This window comes from Paenibacillus pectinilyticus, assembly GCF_001700435.1.
Taxonomy (GTDB): domain Bacteria; phylum Bacillota; class Bacilli; order Paenibacillales; family NBRC-103111; genus Paenibacillus_E; species Paenibacillus_E pectinilyticus.
Genome location: NZ_LYPC01000027.1, coordinates 1,226,998 through 1,245,705, shown reverse-complemented (window position 1 = coordinate 1,245,705; position 18,708 = coordinate 1,226,998). Strand labels below are relative to the sequence as shown.

Sequence of the window (18,708 nt, the reverse complement as noted above, 5' to 3'; positions counted from 1 at the left end):
CTCCTTGCTATCTCGGTTCATGGACGATGAGGCGCAATGAATCGAACTTGGCCTCCGCTTCCATCCGTTTATTCGGCCTGATAAATACCTCTGCTATCATTGCCTTAAAATCCGCTTGGACGAATGTACCAACCCGCGTAAATTTGTTTCCGTTCGTGGAATAGAAGGCAGTAAAATAATTGCCGATTCTTGTAAATCGAAGATAGAGCGCTGTCTCAGCAGCATTGTCTGGAAGCTTTTGCACCTCGCATTGACTGCCTAACCACTTGGACAGCTCAAACCGGCTATTACCCTGTTCATTGATTCGGCAGAGCTCGATGGAACCTCCATCATTATCCTCCCGAAGGACCACTCCTCCAGCCAGAACATCTGTGTCACACTGCGGCTCCGGCAGCACAAACTGGCAAATAAAGGTGAAATCTCCATCGGGCAACGTTGGTGTAAATGGAATCTCCTGTCCGAATGAAGCCGTCGATGAATCCATTGCAGTTAGTGGACGGTTTGCAGATACACGCTTCCCGATAGAATATGCTTCATAGGCAAATTCCGACCAATGATGGTCTTTGTCCATAAGCTCCAGCTTGATTCGAATCTCCTCCTTGCCCATTGTAAGCTCAGAGGAAATTAGGAAGTCATCATCTCTCCACACATGCCATGGATTGCTGCCAGCTCGATACCAGATTCCTGCTAAAACACCATCAACATAAACAGCCGCTCGACCATTTTGTTCAGCTTGGTCAAAGGTACGGCGCACCACAACCCCTTCATTGGCTGGACATAGACGTAAAACAAACTCACAGGATCCTGACCATTTGCAGCCCCAATCGGAGATGACGACATCTTCTTCGTTACCCTCATAGGTTCCGTTAAGCGACCCGCGCCACAACTCGCCACTGTTCTGATAAGAATGTGTCCGTTCGCTGTTAGGACTTCCAATCACCAATCTGTCAGATAAGTGCATGCAGGGCTCTGGTGTATGATAGTAAAATACAAGCGACTGCACGTCCACATTTGCATTGTTGGTTCCGGTTACCTCCGGTGCATCCCAGTTCAAGTCTGAACCGTGCTCAATCATGAAAAGAACCCGGCTGCGAAACGGTATGGGATCGTTGATGAAGAACCGATACGCCGTCGTCTTGTCCAGCTCATCTTCGATATGCACAGGATTTCCATGAAACGGCAGGGTGAAAGGACCATGAATGAAGTAGCCGCCTCCGCCGTATAGATCCTCTGTTCCCGTACCGATCCACACAGGTGTTCGGCTGTCATCGATATAGATCCTCTCGTCGCCTTCTAGGTATCTTCGCTCTTTGTCCCCCGCAAACGACTGAACAATGCCAACTACATGACCCATCCCTTGGACATCGAGCACCGTGTAATCACTGCCGTCTCCCGCTCGAGGCTCAAGATCGGAGTAGCAGGTACGCAAATAGCCTAATCCATCCAACGAGTCCTCAATTGGCTCGCAGGTAAGCACATAACGGATTTCGGGGATATCCTTCTCTCCTGCATTTACCAACTCCACCCGAGCCGATCGACGGAACGGTGCGGGCAGGTTTAAATACAAATCACCATTGTCATCTATGCCAGCCGTAGGGGTTTGTACAAGTCCCAACCCGAATTGCCCCATCCCGAATAACGAGCCAATCGGAGCATGAATGCTTGGGTCCTCTTCCTCATCCCAATAAATCTTCAGCCATACCCGGTTTAGCGTATCCATACCTCGGTCATCTTGAGAAACAAGCTCCGGAATTGACAGACGAATGGCATTCAAGCTAGCGGGACCTTCCAATTGGGCAACGATGGATGCCGTTTTTCCAGGCAAGCAGACACTTCCCGAAAGCAATGCGTTCGAGTTCGACTGTCCAGAGGATGAAAGTTCATTATTCTTTTGCAGCCAGCTTACCCAACTAGAGTTGACATCCTCATGCGGCCACGTGGTTACTGGTACCTCTGGAGCAAACAGCTCGTAACCGACATGATAAAAAAAGTCCTTGCCTACCGGGACGGCAGTTATTTTCAGCCCTTTGGAGAACGTCAGCGTGACATAGCAGAAGTTGCCCCCACTAGACACCTGTGCATCGCCAACTAGAGGTTTCAAGAAAGGCGGCGTGTTTCCACTGAACAACTCCCCGAACGGAACGCTGATTCTCGGTTCTGACTCGCCGTCAAAGTAAAAATGGATACGGCTTTGGGCATGATCCCACGCGCCTGCAAACCACAGACGGTTCAGCTTGCCAGCGCCCTTCACATCCAACATAACCTTTTCCCCGTTAGGATCTGTATAGAGAAATTGACCTTCACCCCAGCCGTCATTGTTTCCTCCCATCCGATCATGACTGGATTGTTGAGCAGCGAACGCATACGGTCGTAGGCGTGGCAAATTTTGATTAACCTCGTACGCGTCAAGAGGAGCAGTATACTTTTTTCCTTCCATGGCGATTACCTCTCTTTTCGTGAACCTTATCTTTATTTAAGACCTGAAATTTTGATTCCTTGTATGATATGACGTTGGAAAATAAAGAATAAAATGATCGGCGGCAGAGCCACGACCGTGGCGCCGGCCATCAACAATGACCACTCCGTTTTATGCAACGAACTGAAACTGGCGAGCAGCTGCTGTACCTGAAATAGCCGCTCGTCGGAAACGGTCATGACAGGCCAAATAAAATTGTTCCAGTAGCCCAGAAAAGCGGCGATTCCGACAATGGTGAAAGGTCCTTTCGAAAGAGGCAGAAACAGGTAGTAGTAGATTTGGTACCGGTTTGCACCGTCGATCAGAGCAGCCTCTTCCAATGCTTTTGGTGTATTGAGATAAAATTGACGAAGGAAAAAGATATGGATTGCCTGAGCGACACCAGGAATGATAAGTACCGTCAATGTGTTGAGAATACCGAGTTTACTGACTATTACAAATTGAGGCACCAGGACGGCGATAGCAGGAATAAACATCGTCACAATCATGTACGACCAGATCAGCTTCTTAAAGCGGAACTCTAGCCTCGCAAAAGCATAGGCTGCCGTGGAATTTACGCATAAACATAGAAAAGTGGAGATGATCGCACCTAGAAAGGTCATAAACAGGGAAATAGTAAAATGATTGTCAGTCAATATCGATTTATAATTTTCCAATAGCCAATGGGTTGGCAGCAGCTTGACCGGGGTTGACAGCACTTCGTCTTCCGATTTAAAGCCGGCGAGAAACATCCAGACCAAAGGAAATAAGGCAACGGCTCCAGCTAATAAACCAATTGCGGACATGAGCCATTGTGCAAAGCTTCGTTGATGTGCCATTCTCTTTCACCCCCGTCTTAATCTAATGATTGCTGAGAATTAATCAATTTAAAGATCACTATCGAGATAGTTCCAAGCAAAACAAACATAATTAAAGCGGCAGCAATCGCTTGCCCTAGGAAAGGATCATGTCGGAAATGGTTAAAAATATACAGGGGCGGGGTCGTGGTCAGACTTAACGGTCCCCCTTCAGTTACTAAAAATGGAATATTAAATTCTTGCATTGCGGTGTTAATCGACGTAATTAGCAGATATATAAACACATTCCTCATAGAAGGAATGGTGATATTCCACATTTTCACCCAAGCGTTGGCTCCATCCATATCTGCCGCCTCATAATATTCGAGCGGAATGTCATTCAAGCCTGCCAACATAATGAGTGTGGTTGTGCCAAGCCATAACCAGATCCCCGGGATCGCAATACTCCACATGGCTGTCTTCGTATCGTTGATCCATGCTACAGGATCCAGACCCACGATACCGATCAAATAATTGAGTACTCCGCCTTGATAGGAATAGATGAACATAAAGATTACAGATGCTATAATACCGGAAATAACAGTAGGCACATAAATAGCAGACTTTGCAAAGCTTGAGGATCTTTTCCCCATTTTCTTTACAATAATTGCCAATAAAAAAGCTAGTATAAACATAGCAGGCACAACATCAACGGCAAATTTCAATCCAGCGACCAACGATTGCGTAAAAAACGGATCCGTCAAAATGATATAGTAATTACGGAATCCTACATAGGCCGATTTCTTATACAGGTTTAAATCCTGAACACTGATGTTAGCAGCATATAAAATAGGAATAATGACAAACACCGTTAACAGGGCGAATGCGGGTAAAAGGAACACATAAGCTTCGTTGTTCATTTTAGGTGCCCTTGTACGGTTTCGTTGTTGTACCACCTCGACTGCCATCGAAATCCTCCCCTAATCAAATCTTAATGTCCAGGACATTTGGAAGAGATAAGGCTGAGGTCGCATGTCCCTCAACCTTATCTCTCAAAAATTCGAGTTTTTAGTTACTTAATGGCCTGCGCCGCCACATTATTCTTGGCAATAAAGTCGTTGATTTGTTTATCAGCTTGCTCGAACGACTGCTGTGGATCCATATTCTTCAACAGGACACGGTTAATTGCCTGACCGACTGCGAGTGAGGGATCCCATGGGAACAACGGCTCATTAACCGCGTATTGCACGATTTTCTCAGAGATCACTTTGCGGTATGGGTCGTTTGCGGCAGCCGGATCTTGATTGATCGCTTGATCTACCGATTTCCATGGCGAGAACTTTGTATAGCCTCCGCGTTTGAAGTAATCTGCCAATACGTTAGGATCGCGGGCAAACATCCATGTGAGGAAGTCCGCATCTTCTTTAGGATGCTTCGAGTTGGCATCAATGACGACGGACCATCCACCAAGCGATGCGGTTGGTTTCTTGTAATCGCCGTCTTCAGTTGGGAAGAAGGATACACCGATATTTTTCATTTGATCCGGGTAGTCATTCTTCAATTGTCCAATCGTCCAAGAACCGCCCATTGTCATGGCAACTTTGGCTTGTGCAAACGGTTTTTCCGCAGAATAGCCTTCAATGGTTTGCGCCGGTGCAATCTTGGCATCAAAGACGGATTTAAAGAAATTGGCCAGCTTGACATGACCTGCATCTGTAACGTTCGCCTTCGACCAATCATCGGAAATCGCCAGATGGCCGCTAAGCTGAGCCTGCATCCCCCAGGTTGTCCATGACAAGTCGCCTTCGTTCGTAGGCATATTAATGCCAAACACACCGCCCTTAGTTAGCTTCTTGCCATCTTCGATAAGTTGCGCCCACGTAGTAGGAGGAGATTCGGGATCTAAACCAGCTTGCTGGAATAGATCTTTCCTATACAGCAGCAGGGCAGAAGGCTCCACGAACTTCGGGAAGCCCCAATGCTTGCCATTCAGGAAGGCATATTGCTTACCATTAGGCGTCAAATCGTCCCAAACCTTCGGATCGACAAGATCGTCCAGCGGCTTAATGGTTCCCTTTAGCATATTCTGTGCAATACCGGATAGAGGCGTATTCCAAATTTCTGGTGCAGTTCCAGCAGCCTGTGCCGCTTTCAATTTTTGATCCCATGCATCGCCTGGTACAAAAGTAATATCAACTTCTACCTTGTCTTGGGATTTGTTGTATTCACCTATCCATTTCGTCCACCAATCCTGATCCCATTTTTCCTGTACAGTGTGCCAGAAAACCAGTTTCTGCTTCCCTGCTGCCGGAGCCGCACTTGGAGCAGCCGTATCGGCCGGCTTTGGAGTGGTAGAACTGGTTGCACTTGTTCCACTCGTGGAACTGCTACATCCGCTCAGAACAACGCCTGCGGACATAACGACAGCGAGCGATAGGTATAGCGGTTTTTTTAATTGTAAAACTTTCATCTCTTTTTCCTCCCTGATTTCGTTTTATAAAAAGGGGGTCCCTTCTTACCGAATTAGAAAATCTCAAGCTCCCTCGAGCTCTGAATAGGCGGCAGCGTTTGCTCGCCCAGCGTTTGATACCAAAATGCAACGGTAGCAATATCATCTTGCCTTACTGCATATTCCGAGCCGGTTACTCTCCAACCCAAATCCTGAATCGTCACCTTGAGATCTTGTTCGAAGCGGATTGGATCCGTTACGTGCCACCGGTACATGGCGAACCGTTGTTGATGCGCATACAATCCATCCGACTGATCGACATGATACATGCCCATGTAGGGAGTGGAGTACGTCATGTAACGGCCGTCGACTTCCCAATCGTAGGAGCCGCCAAAATAATCCTCGGTACCGGTACCGCAAATCGTCGGAAACGCTTCGTCCCCGTCGATAAAGAATTTGACTTCCCCCTCACCCCACCAATTGCCAGGGCCGTTCAAACCAATCGTCAAAGCCGTCCCTACATAGTGGCCTTTACCCGAAATTTTCGGCAGTATCACATGATCTTGCATATACGGTACAGGGTTGGTTCGGTAGAAATAAGCATGGAAATAAGCCGCATCGTCTGGAACATCCGTAAGAATATAGTTGATATGATAATAGCTAACCATGTCTTGCGAGTCCCTGTTTTCTAAGGTAATTCGGCAATGCTGACGAAACGGCATTTCCCAGAAGCAATTCATGCCCTTGTTTGGATTTACAACTACTGGCAAGGAATTAAGCGGAGCAAACGGCCCCTTGAACGGCTCACGAATATTTGACCAGCCGTAAGCAAAGAAATCAGACAGCGGGCATTCTACGGACGGATGCTCGCTATGGTCCCAATAAATACGTAAGATGGAACGCCGGCTGATCACTCCGCCGAACCACATGCTCTGAACCGCTCCGGGTCCGTCGATCGCTGCGAGTGTGAATTCTTCTCCTGAACGAATGACGACGCTTGGGGAAATTTTCCACCCCTGACCTAATTCGGTTGCACAGTGCGCCCCCGTTCCCTCGGTTGCCATTGCGCCTGCACCCTTCGCACCGGTGAAATTTTCCGGTGATATGCATCGACTCTTGGCATTGGATAGCCTCCACAAATTCCCCATATTCACGCCTAGACCATTAAAAGTGTTCATGTTTTTCTCTCCGTCTTATGATTTTTCTGTTTTACAATTATTATTGTATGCCCTTTCATAAAGATGAACCATGAACGATTCCTGTCGATTCATGCCATTTGCGTATTACATTTAACCCAGCCGATCGCCTGTCCCAGAGGTTGATGTCCTTTTTTACGTTTTTAATGCCATTTTTTTAGATTGTACATAAAGACCTCAACGCAAAAACCGCCGAGCAGACTTGAGCACGGCGGTTCAATTACTATTTTCAACTTTGTCGTTCACAGAGAACTAGGATAAGTGTTTATGTAGCTTTCCAGCTTCTGATTGGAAGTTTTTACAATTTGATCTATCGGCATTTCCGTTTTATAAAAAGCTTGTTGAATCATCTCCGCTACAATATTCGCCATTTGGGGGGTGATGCGCAGCTCCGGTCTTTCTGTGCCCAGCATACGTTCTACAAATTCTTTGCGAAGCCCCTTTTCAAAGATTGGCTTAGCCTTCTCTAGAACCGATCGTCGAACCGGAAAAGCAAACTTCACTTGAGTACCCCATTCCACACTGTGTTTGATGTCGTCATTAGCGAATGCCCAGACGGCAAATTTGGCCGCATCTTCGGCATAGGAACTATTGGCGTTCGCAACGATTTTCCACCCCCCCGCTACGGTTGTAGGTTTTCCGCCCGGAGGCAGAGGAATCGGTACAACACCGATGTTCTTATTCGGGAACTGTTCCTCGATCGTTCTAATTGCCCAGCTGCCGCAGATTTGCATCGCCGTTTCTTCTTTCCCCAAGATCGCGATCTCTCCGGAATCCAAACTCAGCTTTTGGTTAATGGCGCCGGATCGCATAAGACTTCTATAATATTCCAGTGCCTTACGGGTTCCATCGGAATCCAGCGCCGAATGCTTATGATTGCCGGTCATGACGTCACCCCCGGCTGACCAGAGGAAGGGGGAAAACATGAACACCTCGAACCCCGTGGCTCCGACATCGAACGTGAGGCCTGCCCGATGATCCGTTTTTGTCGCTACCGCATCGCTCAGGAGCTCGTCCCATGTTCGCGGGGGAGTCAGGCCCTTGGCGTCAAATACATCCTTATCGTAGAATAAGCCAAGCAGATCCTGTTCGTAAGGAATTCCATAGATTTTGTCATCGATGGTTGTTGCATCCAGCGAATGCGGTAGAAAGTCGCCCAGAACATCTTGTGACAAATAAGGTGTCAAGTCCTTTAGAATGTTGACTTTGGAATATTGAAGAATGTTGGATGGTGCCACCAGAAAAATATCCGGTCCCTCTCCCGCCGCGAACGCGGATATGAGCCCCGTTGTTCCGTAATCGCTCCAAGAAAGGGACTTCATCGTAATGTGTACCGTGTGGTCCACTTGGTCCGAATATTCCTGAGCGATTCTCGAAAAAAACTTCTGCTCTGGGGAGTCCGCATTATAGAACGTCCAGAATGTGAGTTCCTTTACTGGCACTTGGGACTGGATTACATTCGAATCCGATGTTTGCGGTTGGTCTTGACATCCTGTGAGCCCGCAAGCAAGGCAAACACTGACCAGCCACATGATTAACCTTCTTCCACGACGAATAGCGGCCCCCCCCTTAACGATAACTTGTAATCGGACAGCGTCATGCCCATAATTCGTTTGAATACCTTAATAAAATAATTAGGATTGGGGTAACCGACTGCGGCCGCGATCTCTTCGGTCCCAATCTCTGTAAACCGGATCAGCTCCAAAGCCTTGCTGATTCTCACCCTGGCGAGGTAATCGGTAAAATGGCAGCCTAGCTCTGCCTGAAATTTTTGACTGAAATATCCTTCGCTGAAATTGACCTGGCTCGCCACTTCCTCAAGCTTAAGCGGGTCACTGTAATGGGTGTCTATGTACGTCAATGCTTGTCGCACCCAGGGCATTTGAAGGAAGCGAACTGCTTCGTATCGATGCTTCACTATTTTCTGCGCAATATCGTGAAGCTCGACTATCGACTCTGGATCTTCCGACAATTCAAACTCCGGTGCTTGGACCTTAACCTGATCCTCCCGATGGTAAGCTCCCTCAAACTTGATCTGGATCTGTTCCAAAATTCGATTCACTGTACTTCGATAAAGTCTAACCACGTCACTAGGAAGAACCTTCGCGGAGAATGACTCATGACTTGATTTGAGCCAATGGAATACGCCTTCCAGGTCAAGTACCGCTAGAAATTGACGAACTGTTTTCTGGATTTGTACCCACTCCTGTTCCGTAAAGGCCTGCAACTCAGGCTCGATATCTGTTATATAAATGCCTGCTCCTCTATAGAAAGAATGCAGCAACGCCTGGATCGCACTTTTTCTAAAATCGGTAAGAGTGGTTGCGAACGACGAAATCGTGCTGATTCCGATGACCGCATCGATGTTAAGATTGTAGGCTAGCGCTTCTCGAAATTTGGAAGCCAGATGAAACAAGAATGGGGCCTGCTCCGATTGATCTTGCGTAGGCGTCAGAAGCACCAGTCCGTGAAGCTGGTCCCCGTCGACACCAATATAATCGAAGCCCTTTGACCTCTCCATGATGTCTTCGGCCAGTACGGTCAGAGCCCTCCACTCCGAAGGTTTGTACCCACCCTTTCGGGGGATCGGTTTGACAACAAACCAGGCTGCCCGCGTCCCCTGCTTCCCCCACTTTTCGTTCAGGATCGGATAGTTTCTGGCAAACATCGATTCCTTCCTTACCTGGATACCGCGAATAAACCTTGTACTCTCCAATAGCTCCTGTTTCTCATTCTGCTCTTTGTATGCTTTGGAAACATAGGGACTTTCGGATTCGTCATCCTGGTAGGTCAAATTATTCAAAATGCGGATCAATTCCATGGGTTCCAATTCATGCTTGGGAATGTAATCCTGCACGCCGAGTTGTATTGACTTCCGCAAATAGCTAAATTCCTCATAGCTGCTTAGGATCAGTATATTCATCGTTTTATTCACGCTTCGGACATGACGGATTAGTTCAAGACCGTCCATCTCCGGCATCCGAATATCTGTCAAGAGGATATCGGGCATATGGCGATTCATGGCTTCCCATGCTTCTACTCCGCTCTTATAGGCACCAATGAGCCGATAGCCTTGATCTTCCCAATTGATGATGGACTGTAATCCGACTCTGACCAGAGCTTCGTCATCCACAATGACCACAGTTTTCATAAGCGACTCTCCTCTCGTTCCCCTTCTGAAATGATCGGCAATACGACTGTCACACGGGTTCCCGCCTGAAGCTTGCTGTCCAGCAGGAGGCCGTAATCGTTTCCATAGAGCAATCGAATGCGGTCATGGATGTTTCGCAGCCCTATTTTCTCAGAGCTCTCGCTTCTTAGCTCCGCATTTAAGCTATCCAGATCGGTTTCGGACATGCCAATTCCATTATCCGCAATCTCGATATGAAGCTTTTGATTTTGCACAAAGGCATGCAATCCGATCTCTCCCATTTGCCCGGCGGACGATAATCCGTGAATCAGAGAGTTCTCTATGAGAGGCTGCACGATAAATTTCAACAGACGCAGCTTGTACAGCTCCGTCTCGACCTGGACCGAAAACGTAAAGTTCTGATAACGAACTTTCTGAATGGCTACATAATCTCTCAGAACGGCTAATTCTTCTCCCAACTCTACAAGCTGGTTCGTATTACGAAGCGAATAGGTGAGCAGCTTGATCAACGAATCGACCATTTCTTTAATATTGTCTTGCTGCTGAATCATCGCCATCCACCGAATGGAATTCAGCGTATTATAGAGAAAATGAGGCGATAGCTGGTTCTGAAGCAGCTTAATTTCCGCTTCCCTCTTCAGCGTCTGGTTCTTCACCACCTCATCAATGAGATGATGAATTTCAAACATCACGGAAATAAAGGTGTCGTTCAACTCCCGGATTTCCACGGCGCCTGGAAACTTTTGAAGCTCCTCGGGCTTAGTCCCTTTTATTCCTAGCCTCATGTTCACCAGCAGTTTGCGGACGGGAATAATGACATCGATGCCGAACCAGTAGGTGACGAATAATTCGATCGAGACGCATATCAGCGAAATCCAGATGGCCATGAGGCTCATCCGGCGAATGATGACATAGGTTTCTCTCAAAGGAAGTACGGCCGATATGGTCCATTTATTATGTTTCAGCAGGGTTGTAATTCGAAGCGGACGCTCCGAGTCACTGACAAGATGAATTCCATTATCCGATAATATCGCTTGATTCACTCCGATAAGCTGAATGGAGGCACCTTGCCCCAAGTTGGTGTCGTTGAACAAATCGCTTACCATTTGGGTATCGATCGCAATATAAAGCTTGGCAATTTCCTGCAAATCATAATTGCGAATGCTGCGCGCCAAAATAAAGACTGGGTTGTAAATGGGGAGAGCATCAGGTCCAAACCACACGTTCTTTCCCCCCGCGTCCGAGATCATTTTGAACAACGGCACATTCGATTCAGTTGAGCCAAGCGGATCCTCATTTCCGAATTTATAGCGGTTTTGAGGAGTGAGAATAACGCATGCGCGAACATATTGACGCTCTTCACCGGAGAAAAACAGATTCATGCGGTCCATGATTTGTTGGGTAAGGTTGACTTGTTCATATCGATCCTTTGGCTTCTCCATAAGAAGTCTTTGCAGCTCGGGATCGTTAAACATTTGTTTGCTTATTGTTTCATACTTGGAGAGTTCCAGGTCGATCTTCTCGCCGATGTATTGTAAAGCCTGCTGCGAATAATTGGAAACCGTTTCCCTGTTCGAACGGTTATAAGCGTCGGCAAAATAATAAAAGCCAATGACGACTGGCAGCACAATAAGCGGGGTGAACAACAGAATTAATTTCGAAGGGAGCCTCCACCGTCTCCATTGAAAGCGTTTGTAAGAAATCGGCCAGATATATATCTCTCCTTCTCTTGCATCGGTGTTTACAAGATGCGCTATCATGAATAAATTATAAACCGTTTAAGTTAGGCCTACAAGCTTCGTCTATTAGCAGTAAGGAAGAGACCGTCGAGGTTCCCCCTGACAGTCTCTTCCCTTGTTCTCAAGCAGTTTTGATTACGTTATACCTGAATAAGTTTCCACAATTGTGCCGAAGTGCCGTTGGAAGTGTACTGCTGCACAGTGCCGCCGTCTGCCGTAGACGCATTAGCGACATCCAACACCTTCCCGCTGTTCAAATTCACAACCCGGAAGTAGCCGTTCCCCGCATATTCTAACTTCCACTTCTGTGCTGCCGATCCGCTCCACGTATATTGTTGAATTCCCGCTCCGTCAGCCGTAGACCCGTTGACCACATCAAGCACAAGATTACTGCACTGTGCGGTCAAGCTAAAGGTACCGTTGCCTTGGTCATCGATTTTCCATCTTTGTGCAGCTCCACCATTATCCATATATTGCTGAACCTTTGTGCCTGGGGCCGTCGATGCCGTGTACACATCCAATGCTTTGCCGCTGTTGCCATTGATCAGTTTGTAGGTAAGCCCGGATTTAACGGTAGGGACAAGTCTCCACAATTGAGCTGGTGACCCATTACTCGAATATTGTTGCACGGTGCCCCCATCGGCCGTGGATCCGTTGGCAACATCGAGTGCCTTCCCGCTGTTCGTGTTGATAAGCTGGTAGTATCCATTACCAACGTTGATAATATTCCACTTCTGAGCTGCGCTTCCGTTCCATGTATATTGCTGCACACCTGCTCCATCGGATGTTGAACCATTGACCACATCAAGGACAAGATTACTGCACTCCGCAGTTAAGCTGTAAGCACCATTGCCTTGGTCGTCAATTTTCCAGCGTTGAGCTGAACCTCCGTTATCCATGTACTGTTGAACTTTAGTTCCTGGCGCAGTTGATGCTGTATAGACATCCAGCGCTTTGCCGCTATTCTCGTTGATCAGCTTGTAAGAAGCCCCGGATACGATCGGAGTAGAGAATTGGTCGCCAAATGTAAACAGCTGCGCGTCAGAGCCATTATAATCATATTGCTGAATGTTCGTTATCGTCGTAGATGCGTTCGGGATATCGATGACTTTGTTGCTAATTTTGGAGCGAATGCTGTAATAGTGGTTCCCTCGATCCTCCAGCTTCCATAATTGGGAATCCGCTCCGCTCCAGTTGTATTGCTGAATTTGGGCACCGTTTGCTGTAGATCCATTCACGACATCAAGAACGAGACCGCTGTTCGCGTTTACGATAGCATAGTACCCATTCTGGGCATCGACCAATCTCCAGATTTGCTCATTGTTTGCATTAACCGGATTTTGATTGACGAGCGCTCCGGCTCCTGTCGACGCACCGGTCACATTCAGTGCATATCTGCTATTTTTATTCGTAATCAAATACGGATCTCCGGATATGACAATCGGTTGGACAGCCGTTTGATCTACCATGGAGTAAGCTTCATATTTAAATTCATTCCAATCAACCTGGGAAGAAACGAATTGGACTTTCACCGTGATCTGGCTCTTGCCCGCTGTGGCAGAGGATGGAATGGCGAAATCGGTATCGGCGACTGTATAGGTTACATTCTTCTCTGGCGTATACCATCGACCTACATAGGTGTTATCTACATAAACGTCCGCCATTTGTTTACCGACATCCGCTCCGTACGTTTTTCGAAGCAGTACCCCCTGATTGGAGGAATTTATCGCCATTTGGAACTGACTATATCCTGTGAATGCGCGTACACTGCCAACATAGGGCACTTTATCCATATGTCCATAGAAGAACCGCCCTGTGGCACTGCCACTCCAGGTTTGAGAGTTAATGGTATAACTATGTCCCGATTCGCTTGTGGAATCACCGATGTTTAGCGTATCTGTCAGACTCAGCTTGCTTACCGGCTTATAATAATAGAATGCCAATATCTTATAATCTGCCGCTATCGGTCCGTAGTACCCGCTGGAATGCGCCCCGCCTCCATGTTCAATCGTAAAGCGAAGATGGCTACGGAAATTGATGGCTTCACCAAGAAACATTCTCCACATCGATACACTAACCGTTCCGGGGAGGTCCTCCCTCGATGCAAATCCGGCAAATGGGGAAGAATAGTAACCGTAACCGCCACAGCACCAGCTGGTTGGGGTTGCAACCCCAAAGTAACCGGCTCCATTAAAGAAGTCTTCTGTTCCGGTACCGATGATTTGCGGTCGTTTGCTGCCATCGATATAGATTCTTGGATCGCCTTCTTCTCCAGTCGGTTCCGTTCCCGGGTTCGTGATATTATGCTGAAGTCCAACTAACTTCCCAGAACCTTCTACATCCAAGACGGTGACGTCAAATGGGTCTGATAAGGAAACGTGAGGCGTACTGTATTTTGTTTTAAAATAACCTACGTTGGCAAATGAGTCGGTAAATGCTTTATGATCAATTTCGAACCCGATTCCATTCACAGGTGTGATACTCTTATTGTATAGTTCCACCTTAGCATGCGACTGGAAGGGCATAGGGTAATACATATAAAGTTTGTTTGTAGCATCTACTCCGTAAGCCAAACCTCGGATGGTATGCTGAACGCCCTTATCGCCGATTCCAAAGAACGATCCAATTGGAGCATCGACACTCGGCGTATTTTCGTTATCCCAATAAATCCTAATCCAAGTGTTATTTAGCACCATTTTGCCAAAGCTGTTGGAGCTGTCGCCGGGCACACCGGGAACCGTTAATTTAATAGCAGACAGGGAACGCGCTCCATTGATGTCAAGCAAAGTTTGGACAGCGCTTGCACCCAGATTGGCCGTTCCTGTAACAACCGTATTTCCTGAAGTGGACTTTGGATCGGTTCCCACGTTATTCAACATGTTCCTAACCGCTGAACTGTCTTCACTGCCAGTCCAGGTTGATACCGAAGTTCCGGGAGTGAACCTGTGATAATCGACATGCCAGAATAAGCCAGGTTGATTCGGATCTGTATTGGTCGAATTCCCGGTTATGGTCACTTTTATTGCCTGGCTGAACGGAATGGGCAAATACGAAACGAACCCGCCTGCATTATGGGTGTTATCCGTCGTAATAGGCGAAAGCAGCGCACCATAGGAGCCTGAAAAAAAATTTCTAAAGGTTGTATTAATGCTTGGAGTTGTTGAGTTATTCAAATAAACTTTAATGTAGTTCGTATCTTGATCAACGGAGCCCGTAAACCAGATTTTATTGAGTTCTCCCGGGCCTTTAATATCGGCCATGACATACTCGCCATTAGTATCTTGATACAGGAAGTTTTTGGAGTAAAAGCCATCATTATTATCCCCGTTGGTCGCGTATGATGAAACTTCACCGCTATAACTATCGGTATTCAAGTAAGGCAATCGATCGAATTGCGACATCTGTGACAAGCCGTAAGGTTCGCTCATGGCGGATGCAGTCCCCGGCACAAGTAGGTTTAGCATTGAACCTGCAATTAATGTAACTAATAACACCATCCTTACAAAATAGCTTTTCCTTTTCCATCTCAAACTCATTAATTTTTCCCTCCGCTTTCTAAATTAGAATTAGTAATGGGTTCCATTACTTCCCTTAATTATACCGGGAGTAAATCCCAATTATCCATGCACGATTTGCGGGACGTGATGCCAAATTTGTAGGTGAATCAACGGATCGCCGTTACCTGTGGAAACCTTCTAACACGCGATCGGGTAGGAGGCTACCCATTAATTGAGTAGCCGACCTCCCACACCACCGTACGTACCGTTCGGTATACGGCGGTTCCTTAGTTCACGCTGTGACTTGTCGATAATAGTCAGAAAAGAAAAGGAATCCTAGGCTTTTTATGGTATTGTTTCCGAGGGATTTATCGAGGATTGGGCTTTTGGATGTTCTCCAATAGCTCTTTCTTGTGTTTGCAAACTCCCATGCTTTCTGTAGCTGTACTCCGAGTGTTTGTAGCTTGTTAAACCTAGTTCTAACCCGTTTCCATTGCTTCCAGTAGATCATGCGAATCCGCCTTCTCATCCATTCATCCGTTATTTGGAGAAGTTTCTTCATGTCTGCTATTTTAAAGTAGTTTACCCATCCCATAATATAACGTTTCAGGGTTTCTGCTCGTGCCTCATTTCCCATTCCATTGCTTCTTGACGTAAGCGCCTTTATTTTCGCTTTCATCTTAGCTGTGGATTTCGGGTGTATTCTGACTCTTGCTTTCCCTCTGTTTCGGTAGAATGAAAACCCAAGAAATTTGATCCCTTTCGCCTCATCTACTGTTGTTTTCTCTCGATTCACTTTGAGAAATAGTTTCTTCGTGATAAAAGGTAGTATGTTCTCTAGTGCCCGCTCGGCACTTCTTCTACTTTTACAAAAGATGAGGAGATCGTCCGCGTAGCGTACGAATTTATGTCCTCTTTTCTCTAACTCTTTATCTAATTCATTCAGCATGATGTTGCTAAGAATTGGACTTAAGTTACCACCTTGCGGTACGCCGACTTCCGTTTCCTCAAAGCGTTGCTTCACAATAACTCCTGATTTCAGGTATTTATGTATGAGTGAAATGACTCGCCCATCCTCAATGGTTCTCGATAGTACCTCGACGAGCTTACTTTGATTCACCGTATCGAAGTATTTCTCTAAGTCCATATCCACTACATATTTGTATCCTTCATCTATATGGCTTTGGCTTTTCCTAATTGCATCGTGTGCACTTCTCTTGGGGCGAAAGCCATAGCTGTTTTCTGAGAACTGTTTCTCGTAGATTGGCGTGAGCACCTGAGCGATTGCTTGTTGAACAACTCGATCTACCACGTTTGGAATGCCAAGATTTCTTTTCTTTCCGTTCTCTTTCGGTATTTCTACCCTTCGAACGGGACTTGGACGGTATTTTCCATCCAGAATGGATTGTTTGAGCGCCTCTCCGTTTTCTTTAAGATATTGTAGAAGTTCCTCTACTTTCATCCCATCGATTCCATGAGATCCCTTGTTTGCTTTGACCTTTTTGAACGCTTGGTTCAAGTTTTCTCTGCTCACAATCTGCTCAAGTAATTCATCCTTCGACTCGTTTGCGTTGGTGTTGTTGTTTTCAGTTATCCATACAGAACTGTGCACTCCCGCATATCCTTCGTGTTCCGCACTATCTTTCTGCATGGAGCCTTCCCATGGAAGTTGGCTGCCCTTTTTTCCTGTTTTAGTAACTTTCATTAACTTAACACCTCCTAAGGTTCGGCCCTTCCCTTCTGTCGTCTATCTACGTCAGGTACTATGGCTTCTGCTGACTTCTCATGGCAAATCTTGTTTCAACCGTGATTCCAAATGATTTCCTCACGTCCATGAGATCTCCCACGGTAAGACGATTCACTTTCCTTCCATGTACCCGCATCATCTACATAGGTATGTCCGTGTAGTTTATTGGACTTCATTTTGTTTGGCAAATTCGTCCCATATCCTATGCCTTATGGTGTTCGTGTTCCTCGGGTCGGAATTTTGCCTCCAGCTTCCTTCAGATTCCACCTCGCGGTGGACACCCTTGCTCTTGGCTAGTGGTTGGCAACTACAAGCCCCCACAGCGGACTTTCACCGCCTAGTTAATCGCCATGCGTGGCGCACCACAAAGAGAGCCATCCGGCATCGGATGGCTCCTTTACTAATTAATCTGTCTATATTGTAACAGCACAATATGCCATTGCTCACTTCCAGAGCAACTCCATACCGAACCGGTCAGTTTTGGGACTGGATGGAATAGCCGTGGCTTGATTCACTGATGTGGACTGCTGCGCATATTCCGAACAGCCGTGCAATTAGTTATATAATCTCAAGCTCGTCCTTGGTTTGCAGCTTCGGAAGCGGCGTGGAAGACAGTTCTTGATACCAAAAAGCAACAGTAGCGATATCATCTTGACGAGGCAAATACTGCTTCCCGGTTACCCGCCATCCCAAATCCTGGATCGTTACCGACAGATCCTGTTCAAAACGGACAGGGTCAACAATATGCCAGCGGTACATTGCAAATTTCTGCTGGTGCGCGTACAGTTCATTTGATTGAACCACATGGTACATGCCCATATAAGGAGTTGAGTAGGTCACGTATTTGCCATCCACTTCCCAATCATACGAACCACCAAAATAATCCTCCGTACCCGTGCCGCATATTGTTGGGAACTTCTCATCACCATCGATGAAAAACTTCACTTCACCTTCTCCCCACCAATTTCCCGCTCCATTTAGCCCAGCAGTCATCGCCGTACCCACATAGTGTCCTTTTCCTGTCATCTTGGGTAAAATAACATGATCCTGCATATAAGGGACCGGATTTGTTCTATTGAAATACGCATGGAAGTAGGCGGCGTTATCAGGAATACTCATCAACGTATAATTCATGTGGTAGTAACAGACCATTTCCTTCGTATCCCTGTTTTCCAAGGTGGCACGGCAGTGCTTGCGAAACGGCATTTCCCAGAAACAATTCATTCCCCGATTCGGATTGACTACCACTGGCAGCGAGTTCAACTGTGCAAAAGGGCCTTTAAATGCATCTGATACATTCGACCAACCATAGGCAAAAAAATCGGACAACGGGCATTCCACGGAAGGATGCTCCTGATGATCCCAGTAAAATCTTAAGATATAATTTCTTGAAATAACGCCCCCGAACCACATACTTTGTATGGCTCCGGGTCCGTCTATACTGGCGAGTGTAAATTCTTGCCCTGGCTGAATAACGACACTGGGGGAAACTTTCCAACCTTGCCCAAATCCCTCTGCGGGAATAGCACCCGTTCCTTCGGTTGCCATACCTCCCTTGCCTTTTTCACCGCTGAAGTTTTCGGGAGAAATGCAACGGCTTTTTGCATCGGATAACAAGGATAATTGATTTAAACCTAAAAATGAATTCATTTGAAATGCCCCTTTTCATAGTCATTT

Annotated in this window: 11 protein-coding genes; all 11 read right to left on the bottom strand. The window is 46.7% G+C overall.

Features of this window, described 5'->3' with window-relative positions:
- Positions 1 to 7 precede the first annotated feature (7 nt).
- Complete coding sequence (locus A8709_RS27200) at positions 8 to 2,437, bottom strand: DUF2961 domain-containing protein (RefSeq protein WP_065857031.1); 2,430 nt, start codon at positions 2,435 to 2,437, stop codon at positions 8 to 10.
- A gap of 32 nt (positions 2,438 to 2,469) precedes the next feature.
- Positions 2,470 to 3,294 (bottom strand): carbohydrate ABC transporter permease, encoded by an 825-nt coding sequence (locus tag A8709_RS27195; protein ID WP_065857029.1) that lies wholly within the window; start codon positions 3,292 to 3,294, stop codon positions 2,470 to 2,472.
- A gap of 17 nt (positions 3,295 to 3,311) precedes the next feature.
- Positions 3,312 to 4,220: a carbohydrate ABC transporter permease gene (locus tag A8709_RS27190; protein WP_065857028.1), complete on the bottom strand. Its 909-nt coding sequence runs from the start codon at positions 4,218 to 4,220 to the stop codon at positions 3,312 to 3,314.
- Positions 4,221 to 4,324: 104 nt separating this feature from the next.
- A complete protein-coding gene (locus A8709_RS27185; protein ID WP_065857026.1) occupies positions 4,325 to 5,722 on the bottom strand; it encodes an extracellular solute-binding protein in 1,398 nt (465 codons plus the stop codon).
- 53 nt (positions 5,723 to 5,775) lie between these two features.
- Positions 5,776 to 6,879: a glycoside hydrolase family 172 protein gene (locus tag A8709_RS27180; RefSeq protein WP_065857024.1), complete on the bottom strand. Its 1,104-nt coding sequence runs from the start codon at positions 6,877 to 6,879 to the stop codon at positions 5,776 to 5,778.
- Positions 6,880 to 7,139: 260 nt separating this feature from the next.
- Complete coding sequence (locus A8709_RS27175) at positions 7,140 to 8,429, bottom strand: ABC transporter substrate-binding protein (protein ID WP_065857022.1); 1,290 nt, start codon at positions 8,427 to 8,429, stop codon at positions 7,140 to 7,142.
- Positions 8,430 to 8,431: 2 nt separating this feature from the next.
- Complete coding sequence (locus A8709_RS27170; RefSeq protein WP_065857020.1) at positions 8,432 to 10,048, bottom strand: response regulator transcription factor; 1,617 nt, start codon at positions 10,046 to 10,048, stop codon at positions 8,432 to 8,434.
- A complete protein-coding gene (locus A8709_RS27165; RefSeq protein ID WP_084225486.1) occupies positions 10,045 to 11,808 on the bottom strand; it encodes a sensor histidine kinase in 1,764 nt (587 codons plus the stop codon). The genes A8709_RS27170 and A8709_RS27165 overlap by 4 nt, the downstream gene beginning before the upstream one ends.
- Before the next feature lie 119 nt (positions 11,809 to 11,927).
- On the bottom strand, positions 11,928 to 15,323 hold the full coding sequence (locus A8709_RS27160; RefSeq protein WP_065857016.1) for an RICIN domain-containing protein: 3,396 nt from the start codon (positions 15,321 to 15,323) through the stop codon (positions 11,928 to 11,930).
- Between the two features lie 253 nt (positions 15,324 to 15,576).
- Complete coding sequence (gene ltrA, locus A8709_RS27155; protein ID WP_065857014.1) at positions 15,577 to 16,989, bottom strand: group II intron reverse transcriptase/maturase; 1,413 nt, start codon at positions 16,987 to 16,989, stop codon at positions 15,577 to 15,579.
- A 600-nt stretch (positions 16,990 to 17,589) separates the two neighbouring features.
- A complete protein-coding gene (locus A8709_RS27150; RefSeq protein ID WP_065857012.1) occupies positions 17,590 to 18,681 on the bottom strand; it encodes a glycoside hydrolase family 172 protein in 1,092 nt (363 codons plus the stop codon).
- Positions 18,682 to 18,708: the final 27 nt, after the last annotated feature.

Coding starts and splice junctions, on each gene's coding strand:
- A8709_RS27180 (WP_065857024.1), bottom strand. CDS start 6,879: ATGAACACTTTTAATGGTCTAGGCGTGAATATGGGGAATTTGTGGAGG.
- A8709_RS27160 (WP_065857016.1), bottom strand. CDS start 15,323: ATGAGTTTGAGATGGAAAAGGAAAAGCTATTTTGTAAGGATGGTGTTA.
- ltrA (WP_065857014.1), bottom strand. CDS start 16,989: ATGAAAGTTACTAAAACAGGAAAAAAGGGCAGCCAACTTCCATGGGAA.
- A8709_RS27185 (WP_065857026.1), bottom strand. CDS start 5,722: ATGAAAGTTTTACAATTAAAAAAACCGCTATACCTATCGCTCGCTGTC.
- A8709_RS27165 (WP_084225486.1), bottom strand. CDS start 11,808: ATGATAGCGCATCTTGTAAACACCGATGCAAGAGAAGGAGAGATATAT.
- A8709_RS27195 (WP_065857029.1), bottom strand. CDS start 3,294: ATGGCACATCAACGAAGCTTTGCACAATGGCTCATGTCCGCAATTGGT.
- A8709_RS27175 (WP_065857022.1), bottom strand. CDS start 8,429: ATGTGGCTGGTCAGTGTTTGCCTTGCTTGCGGGCTCACAGGATGTCAA.
- A8709_RS27200 (WP_065857031.1), bottom strand. CDS start 2,437: ATGGAAGGAAAAAAGTATACTGCTCCTCTTGACGCGTACGAGGTTAAT.
- A8709_RS27170 (WP_065857020.1), bottom strand. CDS start 10,048: ATGAAAACTGTGGTCATTGTGGATGACGAAGCTCTGGTCAGAGTCGGA.
- A8709_RS27150 (WP_065857012.1), bottom strand. CDS start 18,681: ATGAATTCATTTTTAGGTTTAAATCAATTATCCTTGTTATCCGATGCA.
- A8709_RS27190 (WP_065857028.1), bottom strand. CDS start 4,220: ATGGCAGTCGAGGTGGTACAACAACGAAACCGTACAAGGGCACCTAAA.